This window comes from Desulfovibrio piger, from assembly GCF_951793255.1.
In the GTDB taxonomy this organism is placed as follows: domain Bacteria; phylum Desulfobacterota; class Desulfovibrionia; order Desulfovibrionales; family Desulfovibrionaceae; genus Desulfovibrio.
In genome coordinates this window covers 1,756,593-1,773,631 of the sequence record NZ_OX636706.1, presented here as the reverse complement: position 1 = coordinate 1,773,631, position 17,039 = coordinate 1,756,593, and the positions used below count along the sequence as shown (strand labels likewise).

At 60.3% G+C, this 17,039-nt stretch carries 12 protein-coding genes and 3 tRNA genes; all 15 read left to right on the top strand.

The window, feature by feature from the left end; all coding sequences use genetic code 11:
* The first annotated feature begins 270 nt into the window (after window positions 1-270).
* The 15 genes from Q4I12_RS08000 (at window position 271) to rpoC (ending at window position 16,497) form a co-directional block, all read left to right on the top strand.
* The gene (locus Q4I12_RS08000) at window positions 271-675 is read left to right on the top strand and encodes a hypothetical protein (protein WP_300646350.1); all 405 of its coding nucleotides are present in this window, start codon (window positions 271-273) and stop codon (window positions 673-675) included.
* A gap of 2 nt (window positions 676-677) precedes the next feature.
* The gene (locus Q4I12_RS07995; protein WP_302261275.1) at window positions 678-1,946 is read left to right on the top strand and encodes a PqqD family peptide modification chaperone; all 1,269 of its coding nucleotides are present in this window, start codon (window positions 678-680) and stop codon (window positions 1,944-1,946) included.
* Window positions 1,947-2,203: 257 nt separating this feature from the next.
* Window positions 2,204-2,289: transfer RNA gene (locus Q4I12_RS07990), tRNA-Tyr, on the top strand.
* Window positions 2,290-2,434: 145 nt separating this feature from the next.
* Window positions 2,435-2,510 (top strand) — tRNA-Gly (locus Q4I12_RS07985).
* Between the two features lie 173 nt (window positions 2,511-2,683).
* Window positions 2,684-3,877, top strand: coding sequence for an elongation factor Tu (gene tuf, locus Q4I12_RS07980; protein WP_297138364.1), 1,194 nt, complete (start codon window positions 2,684-2,686; stop codon window positions 3,875-3,877).
* Between the two features lie 4 nt (window positions 3,878-3,881).
* A complete protein-coding gene (rpmG, locus tag Q4I12_RS07975; RefSeq protein WP_072334080.1) occupies window positions 3,882-4,031 on the top strand; it encodes a 50S ribosomal protein L33 in 150 nt (49 codons plus the stop codon).
* 45 nt (window positions 4,032-4,076) lie between these two features.
* Window positions 4,077-4,153 (top strand) — tRNA-Trp (locus tag Q4I12_RS07970).
* Window positions 4,154-4,176: 23 nt separating this feature from the next.
* Window positions 4,177-4,413 carry a preprotein translocase subunit SecE gene (secE, locus tag Q4I12_RS07965; protein ID WP_006003620.1) on the top strand — a complete coding sequence of 79 codons (237 nt, stop codon included), beginning with the start codon at window positions 4,177-4,179 and terminating at the stop codon, window positions 4,411-4,413.
* An 8-nt stretch (window positions 4,414-4,421) separates the two neighbouring features.
* Complete coding sequence (nusG, locus tag Q4I12_RS07960) at window positions 4,422-4,997, top strand: transcription termination/antitermination protein NusG (RefSeq protein WP_006003618.1); 576 nt, start codon at window positions 4,422-4,424, stop codon at window positions 4,995-4,997.
* A gap of 50 nt (window positions 4,998-5,047) precedes the next feature.
* Window positions 5,048-5,470: a 50S ribosomal protein L11 gene (rplK, locus tag Q4I12_RS07955; RefSeq protein ID WP_006003616.1), complete on the top strand. Its 423-nt coding sequence runs from the start codon at window positions 5,048-5,050 to the stop codon at window positions 5,468-5,470.
* A 109-nt stretch (window positions 5,471-5,579) separates the two neighbouring features.
* Window positions 5,580-6,287: a 50S ribosomal protein L1 gene (rplA, locus tag Q4I12_RS07950; protein WP_040368907.1), complete on the top strand. Its 708-nt coding sequence runs from the start codon at window positions 5,580-5,582 to the stop codon at window positions 6,285-6,287.
* Window positions 6,288-6,474: 187 nt separating this feature from the next.
* Window positions 6,475-6,999, top strand: a complete 525-nt coding sequence (gene rplJ, locus Q4I12_RS07945) for a 50S ribosomal protein L10 (protein WP_006003612.1) — start codon at window positions 6,475-6,477, stop codon at window positions 6,997-6,999.
* A gap of 59 nt (window positions 7,000-7,058) precedes the next feature.
* Window positions 7,059-7,445, top strand: a complete 387-nt coding sequence (gene rplL, locus Q4I12_RS07940; RefSeq protein ID WP_006003610.1) for a 50S ribosomal protein L7/L12 — start codon at window positions 7,059-7,061, stop codon at window positions 7,443-7,445.
* A gap of 625 nt (window positions 7,446-8,070) precedes the next feature.
* A complete protein-coding gene (gene rpoB, locus Q4I12_RS07935) occupies window positions 8,071-12,207 on the top strand; it encodes a DNA-directed RNA polymerase subunit beta (protein WP_297159478.1) in 4,137 nt (1,378 codons plus the stop codon).
* Between the two features lie 120 nt (window positions 12,208-12,327).
* On the top strand, window positions 12,328-16,497 hold the full coding sequence (rpoC, locus tag Q4I12_RS07930) for a DNA-directed RNA polymerase subunit beta' (RefSeq protein WP_302261274.1): 4,170 nt from the start codon (window positions 12,328-12,330) through the stop codon (window positions 16,495-16,497).
* Window positions 16,498-17,039: the final 542 nt, after the last annotated feature.

Genomic DNA, 17,039 nt, shown 5'->3' with positions numbered 1-17,039 from the left:
GGCAGCGGCACATGGAAGCAGACCGGAAGGATGCCCTGCAAAGCCGCATCCTTTGGCGGACGATGCCCTGCCGAAAAAACGCCGGCACAGGGCGTACGGCCATGCCACGCCCTGACGCTTTGCTCATGCCTGACGCAGCAGACTGGCTCCGCCAGACTTGCGGAGCCCCCTTGGCAAGACCCCGCTTTGCTGGCACAATCTCCGACAGACCGTTTTTCGTCTGCTATTCAGGATACTTTTACCTGACCCGCTCCCGGGCAGGAGGGCATTATGAAGACAGAATCGTCCGCCCCTTCCGAAGACAGCCTCCGCAACAAGCGCCGTTCCTTCCTGGCCGGTCTGGTCGCCACGGGTCTGCTCTATGCCACGCCGGTCCTGCTCTGCGTCAATGAAGCCGAGGCCCACTCCCGGCCCTCGCACCGGCGGCGCAGACGTTCTTCCCACGGCAGCCATTATTCCCGGCGCAGCCGCTACTCCAGACGCAGCCGCCGCAGCCGTCCCTCGCGTCGCCATTCCCGCCCCTCCCGCAACTATGATTACCGTGACCGTTATGACGACCGTTACGACGGTCGCTACGACGGCCGCTATAATGAAGGCTGGCATCGTGAGGCCGGGGATCGCCTGCGTGACACGTTCAATGACGCCCTGGGGGGCTTCCGGCCGGATCGCTACTAGGCATGGCGCACCAGGACGTCTTTTTTGCCGGTGTGCCGGGAGCCGTGCGACTGCATGACTGCCAAGGCCTGCTGCCCGCACTGGATGCTTTTTTCCGGCTCTGGCCGCACGCCCCGCAACCAGCGGGGCTCCCGTCCATCTCCGGGACGCTGCCATCCGGCCTGCACGAAACTGCGCCCCTGCTGGTCATCACTCCACAGGGGCGCGGCTATCGCCTGCGCTCTCCCTGGCTGCCCGCTCCCCGCTACGAGCCCTCCCGGGCCTGTCTGCTGTGCAGCCTGGCCATCGAGCTGGTGGCCGCCTGCTGTCATGCCTGCCCCCGCCTGATCTCCCTCCATGCCGCGGCCGTGTGCCTGCATGGGCGCACCCTGATCTTCTGCGGCGACAACCGCGCCGGGAAAAGCACGCTGGTCGTCCGTCTCATGGCCGGTACAGCACGGGGGCTCGGTGACGACCTGCTGGGCCTCCATCAGGGAAAAATCTTTTCCTTCGGCGTAGCTCCCCGCCTGCGCCTGCCCCCGCCCTCTTCCCCTGCCCTGAAACGCTTCATGAACGAGCGCCCGGGCATATGTGATCGCCATTATGGCTATCTGGCTCCCTCCCCGGACGATCTGGCGCCCTGGGGCGAACGCCACGCCCCGGATGCCGTGATCCTGCTGGAACGCACGCCCGGCAGCCGGGCCGTTCTTCTGCCCGCCCCTGCCGCCACCGGCATGGACAACGTGCTGGCCCGTTTCCTGATCCCCGATGGCGGTGCACCGGAGGTCCTCAGGCTGGGCTCACAACTGCTGGATGCCCTGCCCTGCCGCATCCTCCGCTATGATGACCTGGATGAAGCCGCAGGGGTCCTCGCACGGCAGGCGCCCTTGCTGCCCCCGGCTGCACCCCTGCCCGCGGATTTTCCTCCCGTGCCGGATTCTTCTGTCTTCTATGCTCGTCCCTCAGCCGGTCGGCCTCCCGCAGCCGAGACCGCCGGCGACGCGGGGGACAGCAGGACACTGTGGCAGCAGCGCCCGGGCCTGAGTTGCCGGCAGGCAGGACAAAGCATCTTCCTCACGGACAGCCACGGTAACCACATCTTTCGTCTCGATGGCACCGGAGCCGTGGTCTGGCAGCTGCTTTCCGCTCCCCTTTCACGTGACGAGGCTCTTTCCCTGCTGGCCGAGACCTTCCCTGACGTCCCCAAAACACGCATCCGGCACGAGCTGAAACAACTTTTTCAGGCCCTTTTTGAAGCCCGCTTGATCGAAAAAGCCCATAAAAGCCCCTGAAGCAAGGAAAACAGGCTTTTTAGGCATATTCATAACATATTATTTTTATTTATTTTTTATTTTTTAACGAAAAAAATCGAAAAAATGCAAAAAAGTGCTTGCCAAAGGGGCCGGTTTTCCGTAAACACATCCTTGCTGCTGACGAATGCCTCACGAAAGCGAAAGCCGAACGGGGCAGCAGGGCACCGGAAGCAAAGCCGGACAAGCCCACGCCAGACTGAAAATCTTGCAAGCCAACATCGCTTGCAACTCAGAGTGGAGGGGTTCCCGAGTGGCCAAAGGGAACAGACTGTAAATCTGTCGTCGTAAGACTTCGGTGGTTCAAATCCACCCCCCTCCACCACTTCTGAATAAGAAGTGTGGCACATGCTAACAACTGCCTTGGCTGTAGGAGACAGGTAGACTGTCGGGAACTACGGTGCAGTACCGGGCCATGCCGAAACCCGGGGGTCAGTTCGCTGGCCTGCAAAACAACGCGCATCGAGGATGCGGGAATAGCTCAACGGCTAGAGCATCAGCCTTCCAAGCTGAGGGTTGCGGGTTCGAATCCCGTTTCCCGCTCCATTCCTGCATTTTTCCCTTCCAGTCATCCTTTTTCCTGTCAAAGCACGTTCCCTGGGCAACAACACAGGGACTTATGCGGGCAGTGGCAAGAAACCGGGAGCAGGCGTTCGAAACCATGCTCAAGGTTGAAAGTACAGTAACCGCAACAAATTTTATCCTCAGGGAGACGTACAATGGGCAAGGAAAAATACGAACGCAAAAAGCCCCACGTTAACATTGGTACCATCGGCCACATCGACCATGGTAAGACTACTCTGACCGCCGCCATCACCAAGATCGCCGGTCTGAAGGGCTCCGGTAGCTTCATTTCCTACGACGAAATCGACAAGGCTCCCGAAGAAAAGGAACGTGGTATCACCATCGCCACCGCCCATGTGGAATACGAAACCGAAAAGCGTCACTACGCTCACGTGGACTGCCCCGGCCACGCTGACTACATCAAGAACATGATCACCGGTGCTGCCCAGATGGACGGCGGTATCCTGGTGGTGGCCGCCACCGACGGTCCCATGCCTCAGACCCGTGAGCACATCCTGCTCGCCCGTCAGGTCGGCGTGCCCCAGCTGGTCGTGTTCCTGAACAAGTGCGACCTGGTGGACGACGAAGAACTGCTGGAACTGGTGGAACTGGAAGTGCGCGAACTGCTGTCTTCCTACGACTTCCCCGGCGACGACGTGCCCGTTATCCGTGGTTCCGCTCTGAAGGCTCTGGAATGCGACGATCCCGACGCTCCTGAAGCCAAGTGCATCATCGAACTGCTGCAGGCTTGCGACGACTTCATCCCCGATCCCGAGCGCGACATCGACAAGCCCTTCCTGATGCCCATCGAAGACGTGTTCTCCATCTCCGGCCGCGGTACCGTGGTGACCGGTCGTGTGGAACGCGGCATCATCAAGGTCGGCGACGTGGTGGAAATCGTGGGTATCAAGCCCACCGCCCAGACCACCTGCACCGGCGTGGAAATGTTCCGCAAGCTGCTGGACCAGGGCGAAGCTGGTGACAACATCGGTGTGCTGCTGCGCGGCACCAAGCGTGACGAAGTGGAACGCGGCCAGGTGCTCGCTGCTCCCAAGTCCATCACGCCCCACAAGAAGTTCAAGGCTGAAGTGTACGTCCTGTCCAAGGAAGAAGGTGGCCGTCACACCCCGTTCTTCTCCGGCTATCGTCCTCAGTTCTACTTCCGTACCACCGACATCACCGGTGTGATCAACCTGCCCGAAGGTGTGGAAATGGTCATGCCTGGCGATAACAGCCAGTTCCTGGTGGAACTGATCGCCCCCATCGCCATGGAAGCCGGTCTGCGCTTCGCCATCCGTGAAGGTGGCCGTACCGTGGGCTCCGGCGTGGTGACCGAAATCATCGAGTAGTACCATGAGAGTGAATATCATCCTTGCCTGCACTGAGTGCAAGCGTCGCAACTACAGCACCCGGAAGAACAAGAAGAACACCACCGGGCGTCTGGAAATGAAAAAATATTGTCCCTGGGACAAGAAGCACACGCTTCACAGAGAAACCAGGTAACAATACTTCCGCAGGGGGGAGCACCCCTCCCCCCTGACGGTACGCAGGGCAGTAGCTCTAACGGCTAGAGCGGCGGTCTCCAAAACCGCAAGTTGGGGGTTCGAATCCCTCCTGCCCTGCCATTTTTTATCTTGTGGGAAGCACCATGGTAAAGAAATCCGCGCAAGCCGACTCCAAGACCGAACAGACCCCCAACCCCATCTCCCGCCTGGCGCAATATATCGAAGATTCTCGCGGCGAACTGCGTAAGGTTACGTGGCCTACGCTCAAGGAAACGCGCAAAGCGACGTTTGCGGTTCTGGGCTTTGTTGCCGTCATGGCGATCGTGCTTGGCCTCGTGGATCTGGGGCTTTCGGCCATCATCAAGAGCATCCTCTCCTGAAGGCACATATGAACACTCCCGTTATCGACGAGAACTCCGAACTGGGGAAGAAGTCTCGCTGGTACATCGTGCACACCTACTCCGGTTTCGAGCAGCGCGTGCAGAAGACCATTAAGGCGATGATGGATTCCGGCGAGGACAATGGCCTCATCCAGGAAGTGGTCGTGCCTACCGAAAAGGTCATCGAACCTTCCAAGAACGGCTCGCAGCCTCGCACCAGTACCCGCAAATTCTACCCCGGCTATGTGATGATCCGCATGATTATGACGGATCTTTCCTGCCATCTGGTGCAGTCCATCCCCAAGGTCACCGGTTTTGTGGGGGGTAAGAACCGCCCCACTCCCATGAGCGAAAGCGACGCCGCGCGCATCCTCTCGCTGATGGAAAGTCGCCAGGAGACCCCCCGGCCCAAGTTCAACTTCGAACGCGGCGACGACGTTCGGGTTATCGAGGGCCCCTTCGAGGGCTTCAATGGCGTCGTGGACGATGTCAACTACGAAAAGGGCAAGCTGCGCGTATCCGTTTCCATCTTCGGAAGACAAACCCCGGTGGAACTGGATTTCGTGCAGGTTTCCAAGGGCTAGCATCGGAGCAGCGCCGCAGGGCGCTGTTCCAGTCATAAGGATAGAACATCATGGCCAAAAAAGAAGTTGCCAAAATCAAACTGCAGATTCCGGCCGGCGCCGCCAACCCCTCCCCGCCGGTGGGTCCCGCCCTGGGTCAGCATGGCCTGAACATCATGGGCTTCTGCAAGGAATTCAATGCCCGCACCCAGGACCAGAAGGGCATGATCATCCCTGTGGTCATCACGGTCTACGCTGACCGCTCCTTCACCTTCATCACCAAGACCCCCCCGGCCGCGGTGCTGATCATGAAGGCCGCCAAGATCGAAAAGGGCTCCGGTGAACCCAACCGTAACAAGGTTGGCAGCCTGACCATGGCCCAGGTGGAAGAAATCGCCAAGCTGAAGCTGCCCGATCTCAACGCCGCCACCCTTGAGTCCGCTGTGAAGTCCATCGCCGGCACCGCCCGCAGCATGGGCATCGAAATCAAGTAGGGACCGGTTTACCGGATGACGGCAGCCTGGCTGCCCCTCGTTGATCAATTGTACTGCCAGACCTGGAGCAGTCCATGTGTGGCAGGAGATAAAACGAAAGGATAAAGACATGCCCAAGCATGGCAAAAATTTTCGCAAAGCTCTCGAAGGCGTGAACCTGCAGGAACGCCTGAGCGTTGAAGACGCTGTGAGCAAATCCCTGGGCGCTTCCTTCGCCAAGTTCGACGAAACCGTCGACGTGGCCATCCGCCTGGGTGTTGACCCCAAGTACTCCGACCAGATGGTGCGCGGCGCTGTGACCCTGCCTCACGGCCTGGGCAAGACCGTTCGCGTGGCCGTTTTCTGTAAGGGTGAAAAGCAGGCCGAAGCCACCGCCGCCGGCGCCGACTTCGTGGGTGCTGAAGACCTGGTGGCCAAGGTCAAGGAAGGCTGGCTGGACTTCGACGCCGCCGTCGCCACCCCTGACGTCATGGCTCTGGTGGGCCAGATCGGCCGTCTGCTCGGCCCCCGCGGCCTGATGCCCAACGCCAAGACCGGTTCCGTTACCTTCGACGTGACCAAGGCCGTCAACGAACTGAAGGCCGGTCGCGTGGACTTCAAGGTCGACAAGGCCGGTGTTCTGCACGCTCCTCTGGGCAAGGTTTCCTTCGGTCCCGAAAAGATCCTGGGCAACCTCAAGGCCCTGCTGGAAACCGTGAATCGTCTGAAGCCCTCCGGCGCCAAGGGCACCTACATGCTCTCCATGGCTGTGTCCACCACCATGGGCCCCGGCTTCAAGATCGATATGTCCCAGGTGAAAAAATTCCTGGAAGGCTAAGCCCATTTTTTAGTTGACATCGTGCGGGGATTGCAGTAATAGCAATCCCCGCATTTGAATTTACTGGCTAAGGCAAGGGAATTCGAGTCGAAGACGGCAGGCAGGCCGCAAGGCCTTTAATCCACCTGTCCAGACTTATCTTTGGCTCGGCATTCCACCCGGCAACCCCGAACGTGAGAGGTATCACGTGACCAGGTCTGAAAAAGCAGCCGTCATTGAAGCGATCAAAGCGAATGCCGATCGTGCTTCTTTTGCGGTGCTGACCGAGTTCAAGGGCATGACGGTGGAAGAGCTGACGAACCTCCGTGTGAACCTGCGCAAGGCTGGCGGCGAATTCTACGTCGTCAAGAACACGTTGGCCCGTATCGCTTTTACCGGTGGCACGCATGACGTTGTCAAGGACAAGTTCCACGACAACAGCGCCATTGCCCTTGGTTTCGATGACCCCGTGGCGGTGGCCAAGGCGTTGAGTGATTTTGCTAAGCAGAGCAAGCTGTTCCAGCTGCGCTGCGGCAGCCTGGAAGGCAAGGAAATGTCTGCCGAACAGGTTGAAGCCCTGGCCAAGCTGCCGTCCAAGGAACAGCTCCTTGGTCAGCTGCTCGGCACCATGAACGCCGTGCCCACCAATTTTGTTTCGCTGTTCGCCAACGTTCTCCGCGGCCTGCTCTATGCGCTTAAGGCCATCGAAGAAAAGAAGGGCGAAGCCGCCTAAGGCTTTCGCAGCAAGAAAAGCAATCAACCAAATTTTAGCCAAAGAGCTAGGAGTTTACCATGTCCGTGACCAAAGAACAGGTTGTTGAGTTCATCTCCAACATGACCGTCCTGGAACTGTCCGAATTCATCAAGGAACTGGAAGAAAAGTTCGGCGTGTCCGCTGCCGCTCCCGCCGCTGCCATGGTGATGGCCGCCCCCGCTGACGGTGGCGCCGCTGCCGCTGCCGAAGAAAAGACCGAATTCGACGTTATCCTGAAGGAAGCCGGCGCCAACAAGATCGGCGTCATCAAGGTCGTGCGCGCTCTGACCAGCCTGGGCCTGAAGGAAGCCAAGGAAAAGGTCGACGGCTGCCCCTCCACCCTGAAGGAAGGCGTGAGCAAGGAAGAAGCCGAAGAAGCCAAGAAGCAGCTGACCGAAGCCGGCGCTGTTGTCGAAGTGAAGTAAGTTCGGTTTTTCCGATCTTTTTGAAGGCGGGGTGCAAACCCCGCCTTTTTTATTGCCTGCCCACAGTCGGCCGGTATCTTGCGGGTTTCCTTTTGTGTCTTTTTGATGCAGCCTGCTTTTTTTCATTGACGCTCCGTCTTTTTCCATACAAAAAAAGACGGAGTTTCTTTTTTCGGCGTTGCCCCGGCGGCACAGGCATGGTAGATACTGCCCAGGCTGCTCACGGCAGCCGTCCCGCCCTCGCCCCCTCTCCCTTCCGGGGCGCTTCCGGGCTGCGGAAAAAGTGCTTGCAAAAACCATGCTTTTGCGGTATGTCTCTTCGTTCCAAAACTGTTGTGGGAGAAGTATCTGGTTTTTCTGGTAGATAACGCCCGACACGCATAGCCTTTTCTTTCAAGACAAGCGGCCTAACCCCTGCCGGCAACGCGGGAAGTGTCGTTTGTCCTTTTTGCGCGTTGTGAAAACCGGATCCCACTGAGAGATATAGATTGTACGCTTCGGATCGCGGCATGACTGGCGTTTTGGCAGTCTGTCCACAGCGGTCTGCACGGGCAGAATGCCGACCGGACGTTCCGGTGCAACGCCGGCAGCCGAAGCGCAACCGCTACCTACCTTGAGGTATCGCATGGGCCAGCTTACCAAACAGTTCGGCAAAATCAACGTTACTCTCCCCATTCCGCACCTCCTCAATCTTCAGATCGACTCCTACAGCAAGTTCCTGCAGGAAGGCGTTGCCGAAGCCGATCGAAATAAGGAGGAAGGTCTGGAAGGCGTGTTCCACACCGTCTTCCCCATCGAAGATTTCAACAAGACCGCCAGCCTGGAATTCGTCAGCTACGAAATCCGCGAGCCCAAGTACGACCAGGCCGAGTGCATCTCCAAAGGCCTGACCTACGAAGCCCCGGTGCACATCAAGGTGCGCCTGGTGGTCTATGACACCGATGAAGCCACGGGCAACCGCACTATCCGCGACATCAAGGAACAGGGCATCTACTTTGGCACCCTGCCCCTGATGACGGAAAAGGGCACGTTCATCATCAACGGCACCGAGCGCGTCATCGTCAACCAGCTGCAGCGTTCTCCCGGCATCATCTTTGAACACGACGGCGGCAAGACCCACACCAGCCGCAAGGTGCTCTACTCCTGCCGAGTCATCCCCATGCGTGGCTCCTGGCTGGACTTCGACTTCGACCACAAGGACATCCTGTATGTCCGCATCGACCGTCGCCGCAAGATGCCCGCCACCATCCTGTTCAAGGCCATGGGCATGAGCAAGATGGACATCCTGGAGTACTTCTACACCCGCGAGCACTACCTGCTGAAGCCGCACAACACCCTGATGTGGGAAGTGGAAAAGTCCCTGTACCGCAAGGACAACGCCTACTCCGACATCGCCACCGAGGACGGCACCGTGCTCATCAAGGCCGGCAAGCCCATCACCAAGCGTGGCTGGCGTCAGGTCTGTGAAGCGGGCATCAAGGCCATCGAAGTGCGTCCCGACACCCTGGACGGCATGTTCCTGGCCGAAGACGTCATCGCTCCCGGCAGTGGCGAAGTGCTGGCCGAAGCCGCCGACGAGATCACTCCCGGCCTGCTGGAGCGCATGCGCGAAGCCGGCATCGAGCGTATCGCCGTGCTGCACACCAAGGGCACCGACACCTCTTCCTCCATCCGCGACACCCTGATGCAGGACCGCATCCCCGATCAGGAAAAGGCTCAGGAAGAGATCTACCGTCGTCTGCGTCCTTCCAGCCCGCCGACCGCCGAGATCGCCGCCAGCTTCTTCGACAACCTGTTCCGCAGCCCGGATTACTATGACCTGTCGCCGGTGGGCCGTTACAAGCTCAACCAGCGCCTGGGCCTGCCCGACACCGAAGATTCCCGTACCCTGACCGACAACGACATCCTCACCGCCATCAAGGTGCTGGTGCAGTTGAAGGACAGCCACGGTCCGGCCGACGATATCGACCATCTGGGCAATCGCCGCGTGCGCCTGGTGGGCGAACTGGTGGAGAACCAGTACCGCATCGGTCTGGTGCGCATGGAGCGCGCCATCAAGGAGCGCATGAGCATCCAGGAAATCTCCACGCTCATGCCCCACGACCTGATCAATCCCAAGCCTGTGGCCGCGGTGCTCAAGGAGTTCTTCGGTACTTCCCAGCTGTCGCAGTTCATGGACCAGACCAACTCCCTGTCCGAAGTGACCCACAAGCGCCGTCTGTCGGCCCTGGGCCCCGGCGGTCTGACCCGTGAGCGTGCCGGCTTCGAAGTGCGCGACGTGCACACCTCCCACTATGGCCGCATCTGCCCCATCGAAACGCCCGAAGGTCCCAACATCGGTCTGATCGTGTCGCTGACCACCTTCGCCAAGGTCAACGACTTCGGTTTCATCGAGACCCCGTACCGCGTGGTGCGCAATGGCCGCATGACTGACGAGATCGTGCATCTGGACGCTTCCCGCGAAGGCGACCAGGTGGTGGCCCAGGCCAACGCCCGCGTGGACGCCGACGGCAACTTCCTGGACGAGTTCGTGACCGTGCGCGTCAAGGGCGAAGTGGAAATGCGCTCCCGCGACGAGGTGACCCTCATGGACATCTCGCCCAGCCAGATGGTCTCCATCTCGGCCGCGCTCATCCCCTTCCTGGAACACGACGACGCCAACCGCGCCCTCATGGGTTCCAACATGCAGCGCCAGGCCGTGCCGCTGCTGCGCAGCGAAAAGCCCCTGGTGGGCACCGGCATGGAAATCGACGTGGCCCGCGACTCCGGCGCCTGCATCGTGGCCCAGGCCGACGGCAAGGTGGAATACGCCGACGCCGACCGCATCGTGGTCTCCTACGAAGGCGACCTGTACAAGAAACAGGGCGGCGTGCGCGCCTATGACCTGCTGAAGTTCCACAAGTCCAACCAGAACTCCTGCTTTGGTCAGAAGCCCACCTGCTACCCCGGTCAGGTGTTCAAGAAGGGCGAGATCCTCGCTGACGGTCCCGGCATCGACGAAGGCCAGCTGGCTCTGGGCAAGAACCTGGTGGTGGCCTTCATGCCCTGGTGCGGTTACAACTACGAAGACTCCATCCTCATTTCCGAACGTACCGTGAAAGAGGACATCTTCACCTCCATCCACATCGAAGAATTCGAAGTGGTGGCCCGCGACACCAAGCTCGGACCCGAAGAGATCACCCGCGACATCCCCAACGTCAGCGAAGACATGCTGCGCAACCTGGACGACAGCGGCATCATCCGCATCGGCGCGGCCGTGAAGCCTGACGACATCCTGGTCGGCAAGATCACCCCCAAGGGCGAGACCCAGCTGACCCCGGAAGAAAAGCTGTTGCGCGCCATCTTCGGCGAGAAGGCCCGCGACGTGAAGAACACCTCCCTCAAGGTGCCCCCGGGAGTGGAAGGTACGGTCATCGACGTCAAGGTGTTCAACCGTCGTTCCGGTGAAAAGGACGACCGCACCCTGGCCATCGAGGCCCACGACACCGCCGTGCTGGATCAGAAGGAATCCGATCACATGCGCGCTCTGGGCAACCGCACCCGCGAAGTGCTGGCCCCCCATGTGCTGGGCAAGCTGACCGCCGTCAGCGTCCCCGGCAACAAGAAGGGCGAAGTGCTGGTGGAAGCCGGTGTCGCCCTGACCCGCGAGCAGCTGGACGCCATCCCGGTGAAGAAGCTGCAGGGCCTGTTCGAGAGCAAGGAAGTCAACGACATCGTGGCCGACCAGCTCAAGGACTACGACCATCAGGTGGATTACCTGCACGCCATCTATGACTCCAAGCGCGAGAAGGTCACCGAAGGGGACGATCTGCCTCCCGGCGTCATCAAGATGGTCAAGGTCCACATCGCCATCAAGCGCAAGCTCTCGGTGGGCGACAAGATGGCCGGCCGTCACGGTAACAAGGGTGTGGTCTCCTGCATCCTGCCCGAAGAAGACATGCCCTTCTTCGCCGACGGTCGCCCCGTGGACATCGTGCTCAACCCCCTGGGCGTGCCTTCGCGAATGAACATCGGCCAGATCATGGAAACCCACCTGGGCTGGGGCGCCAAGGAACTTGGCCGCCAGCTGGCCGAACTGCTGGATTCCGGCGCGGCCCTGCAGGTGGTGCGTGACGAGGTCAAGGACGTCTTCGATTCCCCGGCCATCAGCGAGCTGGTGGACAAGATGGACGACGAAGAGTTCATCGCCTCGGTCAAGAAGCTGCGCAACGGCATCGTGACCAAGACCCCGGTCTTCGACGGCGCCACCGAAGAAGAGATCTGGGGCTGGATGGAAAAGGCCGGCAAGGACGGCGACGGCAAGACCGTCCTGTACGACGGCCGCACCGGCGTGCCCTTCAAGAACCGCGTGACCACCGGTGTCATGTACATCCTGAAGCTGCACCACCTGGTCGACGAAAAGATCCACGCCCGATCCACCGGCCCCTACAGCCTGGTCACCCAGCAGCCGCTGGGCGGTAAGGCGCAGTTCGGTGGCCAGCGTCTGGGTGAAATGGAAGTCTGGGCTCTGGAAGCCTACGGCGCCGCCTATCTCCTGCAGGAATTCCTTACCGTCAAGTCCGACGACGTGGCCGGACGCGTGAAGATGTACGAGAAGATCGTCAAGGGCGACAACTTCCTGGAAGCCGGTCTGCCCGAATCCTTCAACGTTCTGGTCAAGGAACTCATGAGCCTGGGCCTCGACGTGACCCTGCATCAGGAAGACGGCAAGAAAAAGCCCAAGCGTATCGGCTTCATGCGCGACCAGGAACCCGAGGAATAATTCATGGATGCGCCGGGCATCACGCCACCGCGCGGTGCCCGGCAGCGCCATTCCCCGGGACGGAGCGTCAACCATACGCCACAACGACTGTAACGAGCTTTTGACAAGCAAGGTAGATATATGAGCCTGGACGATCTCTTCACTGCACGCGGCACGTCGGCCAATGTGACCAACATCCGCAACCTGAAAGCCATCCAGATTTCCATCGCCTCGCCCGAAGCCATCCGCGAATGGTCCTACGGTGAGGTCAAGAAACCGGAAACCATCAACTACCGTACCTTCAAGCCGGAGCGCGACGGCCTGTTCTGCGCCAAGATCTTCGGCCCCGTGAAGGACTACGAGTGCAACTGCGGCAAGTACAAGCGCATGAAGCACCGCGGCATCGTCTGCGAAAAGTGCGGCGTTGAAGTCATTGCCTCCAAGGTGCGTCGCGAGCGCATGGGCCACATCGAACTGGCCGCGCCCGTGGCCCACATCTGGTTCCTCAAGACCCTGCCTTCCAAGATCGGCACCCTGCTCGACATGACCATGGCCGATCTGGAAAAGGTCCTGTACTTCGATTCCTACATCGTGCTCGATCCCGGCCAGACCAATCTGCAGCGCCGCCAGGTCATCTCTGAAGACCAGTACCTGCAGATCCTGGACCACTACGGCACCGAAGACGCCCTGACCGTGGGCATGGGCGCCGAAGCCGTGCGCTCCCTTCTGGAAGAGCTGGATCTGGAAAAGCTGCGCACCGAACTGCGCGAAGAAAGCGAGACCACCAAGAGCCAGACCAAAAAGAAGAAGCTCACCAAGCGCCTGAAGATCGTCGAGGCCTTCCTGGAGTCCAACAACAAGCCCGAATGGATGATCATGGAAGTCATTCCCGTCATCCCGCCGGAGCTGCGTCCCCTGGTGCCCCTGGACGGCGGCCGTTTCGCCACCTCCGACCTCAACGACCTGTACCGCCGCGTCATCAACCGCAACAACCGTCTGAAGCGCCTCATCGAACTGGGCGCTCCCGACATCATCATCCGCAACGAAAAGCGCATGCTGCAGGAAGCCGTGGACGCCCTGTTCGACAACGGCCGCCGCGGTCGCGCCATCGCCGGTACCAACGGTCGTCCGCTCAAGTCCCTGTCCGACATGATCAAGGGCAAGCAGGGCCGCTTCCGTCAGAACCTGCTGGGCAAGCGCGTGGACTACTCCGGTCGTTCCGTCATTACCGTGGGTCCTTACCTCAAGCTGCACCAGTGCGGCCTGCCCAAGAAGATGGCCCTGGAGCTGTTCAAGCCCTTCATCTACTCGGAGCTGGAAAAACGCGGTTATGCCTCCACCATCAAGAGCGCCAAGAAGATGGTGGAGCGTGAAGAGTTGGTGGTCTGGGACATCCTCTCGGAAGTGGTGCGCGAATACCCCATCATGCTCAACCGTGCCCCCACCCTGCACCGTCTGGGTATCCAGGCCTTTGAGCCCCTGCTGGTGGAAGGCAAGGCCATCCGTCTGCATCCCCTGGTCTGCTCGGCCTACAACGCCGACTTCGACGGTGACCAGATGGCCGTGCACATCCCGCTTTCCGTGGAAGCGCAGATCGAATGCCGCGTGCTCATGATGAGCACCAACAACATCCTCTCGCCCGCCAACGGCGGTCCCGTCATCGTGCCTTCCCAGGACATCGTTCTGGGGCTGTACTACATGACCTCCGAGCGCAGCTTCGAGAAGGGCGAAGGCATGACCTTCTGCGGTCCCTGGGAAGTGGAAGCCGCCTATGATGCCGATGCCGTGTCCCTGCACGCCCGCATCAACGTGCGCATGCCCGACGGCAAGACCTACCGCACCACGCCCGGCCGCGTGCTGGTGAGCAACATCCTGCCCAAGGAAATGTCCTTCGAGAACGTCAACCTGGTGCTGACCAAGAAGATGATCGCCAAGCTGGTGGAAAACTGCTACCGCCAGTGCGGCATCAAGGCCACGGTCATCCTCTGCGACAATCTGAAGAACATGGGTTATGAGTTCGCTACCCGCGCCGGTGTCAGTATCGGTGTGAAGGACCTCATCATCCCGGCCCGCAAGAAGGACATCCTGGCCGCTTCCCAGGCCGAGGTGGACGACATCGAACGCCAGTACCGCGACGGTATCATCACCCGTACCGAAAAGTACAACAAGGTCGTCGATGTGTGGACCAAGGCCACCCAGGACGTCTCCACGGAAATGATCAAGGAGATCTCTTACGATATCCTGAAGGATCCCAAGACCGGCCGTGAAGAGAAGAACCAGAGCTTCAACTCCATCTTCATGATGTCCACCTCCGGTGCTCGAGGCAACCAGGACCAGATGCGTCAGCTGGCCGGTATGCGCGGTCTGATGGCCAAGCCTTCCGGTGAAATCATCGAAACGCCCATCACCTCGTCCTTCCGCGAAGGTCTGTCGGTGCTGCAGTACTTCACCTCCACCCACGGTGCCCGTAAGGGTCTGGCCGACACCGCCCTGAAGACGGCCAACTCCGGTTACCTGACCCGTCGTCTGGTGGACGTGGTGCAGGACGTGATCGTCTCCGAACACGACTGCGGCACGGTGGACGGCATCGAGCTGACCCACCTGCGCGAAGGCGGCGACATCAAGACCCCGGTGTGGGAACGCGCCATGGGCCGTGTGCTGCTCTACCCCGTCTACGATCCCGAAGACGCGGAAAAGGTGCTGCTGCCCGAGAACACCCCCATCGACGAAGCCGAGGCCGCTGTGCTGCGTGAACACGGCGTGAGCTCCATCACGGTGCGTTCGCCCCTCACCTGCCAGGCCGGGCGCGGCATCTGCGCCCTGTGCTACGGCCGCGACCTGGCCCGCGGGCACCTGGTCAACACCGGCGAGACCGTGGGCATCATCGCCGCCCAGTCCATCGGTGAACCCGGCACCCAGCTGACCATGCGTACCTTCCACATCGGTGGTACCGCATCCAGCACCATTGAAAAGAACAAGTTCGAAGCCCAGAACACCGGTCGCGTCATCCTCAACCGCGTGCGCGCCGTTACCAACCGTGACGGCATCCAGCTGGTGCTGGGCAAGAGCGGCCAGCTGACCATCGTGGATCCGCAGGGCCGCGAACGTGAAAAGTACATCCTGCCCAACGGCGCCCGCCTGCATGTGACCGACGGTCAGGAAGTGACCAAGGGCACCGTGCTGGCCGAGTGGGACCCCTTCAACGAACCCTTCGTGTCCGAAGAAGAGGGCATCATCCGCTTCACCGACATCGTGGACGGCAAGACCGTGCAGGAAAAGGTGGACGACGTGACGCGTCAGGCCTCCCTGACCATCATGGAATACCGTACCACCAACTACCGTCCGTCCATCTCGGTCTGCGATGAGGACGGCAACGTCAAGCAGCGTCCGCACAGCCTGGCGTCCGCCGTGTACAGCCTGCCCGTGGGCTCCATCATCATGGTCAAGGACGGCGAGGCCATCCAGGCCGGTGACATCATCGCCCGTAAGCCCCGCGAAACTTCCAAGACCAAGGACATCGTGGGTGGTCTTCCCCGCGTGGCCGAACTCTTCGAAGTCCGCAAGCCCAAAGACATGGCCGTGGTTTCCGAGATCTCCGGTACCGTGTCCTACGCCGGCGAATCCAAGGGCAAGCGCAAGCTGGTGGTGACCCCCGAGATCGGTGATGCCAAGGAATACCTGGTGCCCAAGGGCAAGCACATCACCGTGGCCGACGGCGACTTCGTGGAAGCCGGCGATCCGCTGACCGAAGGCTCGCCCGAACTGCACGACATCCTGCGCACCCGCGGTGAAAAGTACCTGGCCCGCTACCTCGTGGACGAGATCCAGGAAGTGTACCGCTTCCAGGGCGTGGGCATCGACGACAAGCACATCGAAGTCATCGTGCGCCAGATGCTCAAGAAGGTCACCGTGCTGGATTCCGGCGGCACCAGCTTCCTGGTGGGCGAACAGGTGGACAAGGCCGAGTTCAAGGCCGAGAACCACAAGGCCATCGCCGAAGGCCGTCAGCCCGCCACCGCCGAACCGCTGGTGCTGGGCATCACCCAGGCTTCGCTGACCACCTCGTCCTTCATCTCGGCGGCTTCCTTCCAGGAAACCACCAAGGTGCTCACCGAGGCTTCCCTCAAGGGCAAGATGGACTACCTGCGCGGCCTCAAGGAAAACGTCATCGTGGGCCGTCTCATCCCGGCCGGTACGGGCTATCGCGAGTATGTCCACGGCGACATCACCGTGCCCGACCAGAAGGAACGTCCGGACAAGTTCCTGGAAGATCTGGAAGAGAACCCCGTGCTGGTGGATCTGGGCCAGTAGGCCCTCCTCCGCTGAACATCAGGGCGACCGTCATATGGCGGTCGCCCTTTTTTTATGTATGGCTGACCGGCCGGGGAATCGTATGAGCACGCCCTGCCCTCTCGCCGTCGCCGGCCCTGCCTCTCTTGCCGGCCGCTGTCCCGGCGCCTTCCTCCCTGCGGCTGGGACCGGGTGGTGTCGGCCCCAATGCAACAAAATGTAGAGAAGCCCTTCCCATCTTTCTTTTTGTGACTAATTCCTGATAAGAGAGAAAAATTTCCCGGCCATGGCCGGGAAGACCTGCTGGCTAAGACGCATCCCCCTCCGCCGGAGCCGACGTGGTGTGAAAAGGAGGTCAAAAAATTTTTCATACGCGTAAAGCATGGCTTCATTCATATTAAACCATTAAAATAATTATATAAATAAGAAAACATAGTCAGGTCGGAGTATTTTGGGAATCTGCGTGCCATCTTTGCATTTCTTGCATTTTACGGTAGAAGGCAGGAATTGTTCCGCGCCTGAGACCAGGCGGCGACAGGTCGTGCCCCGGCATGATCCGAGCC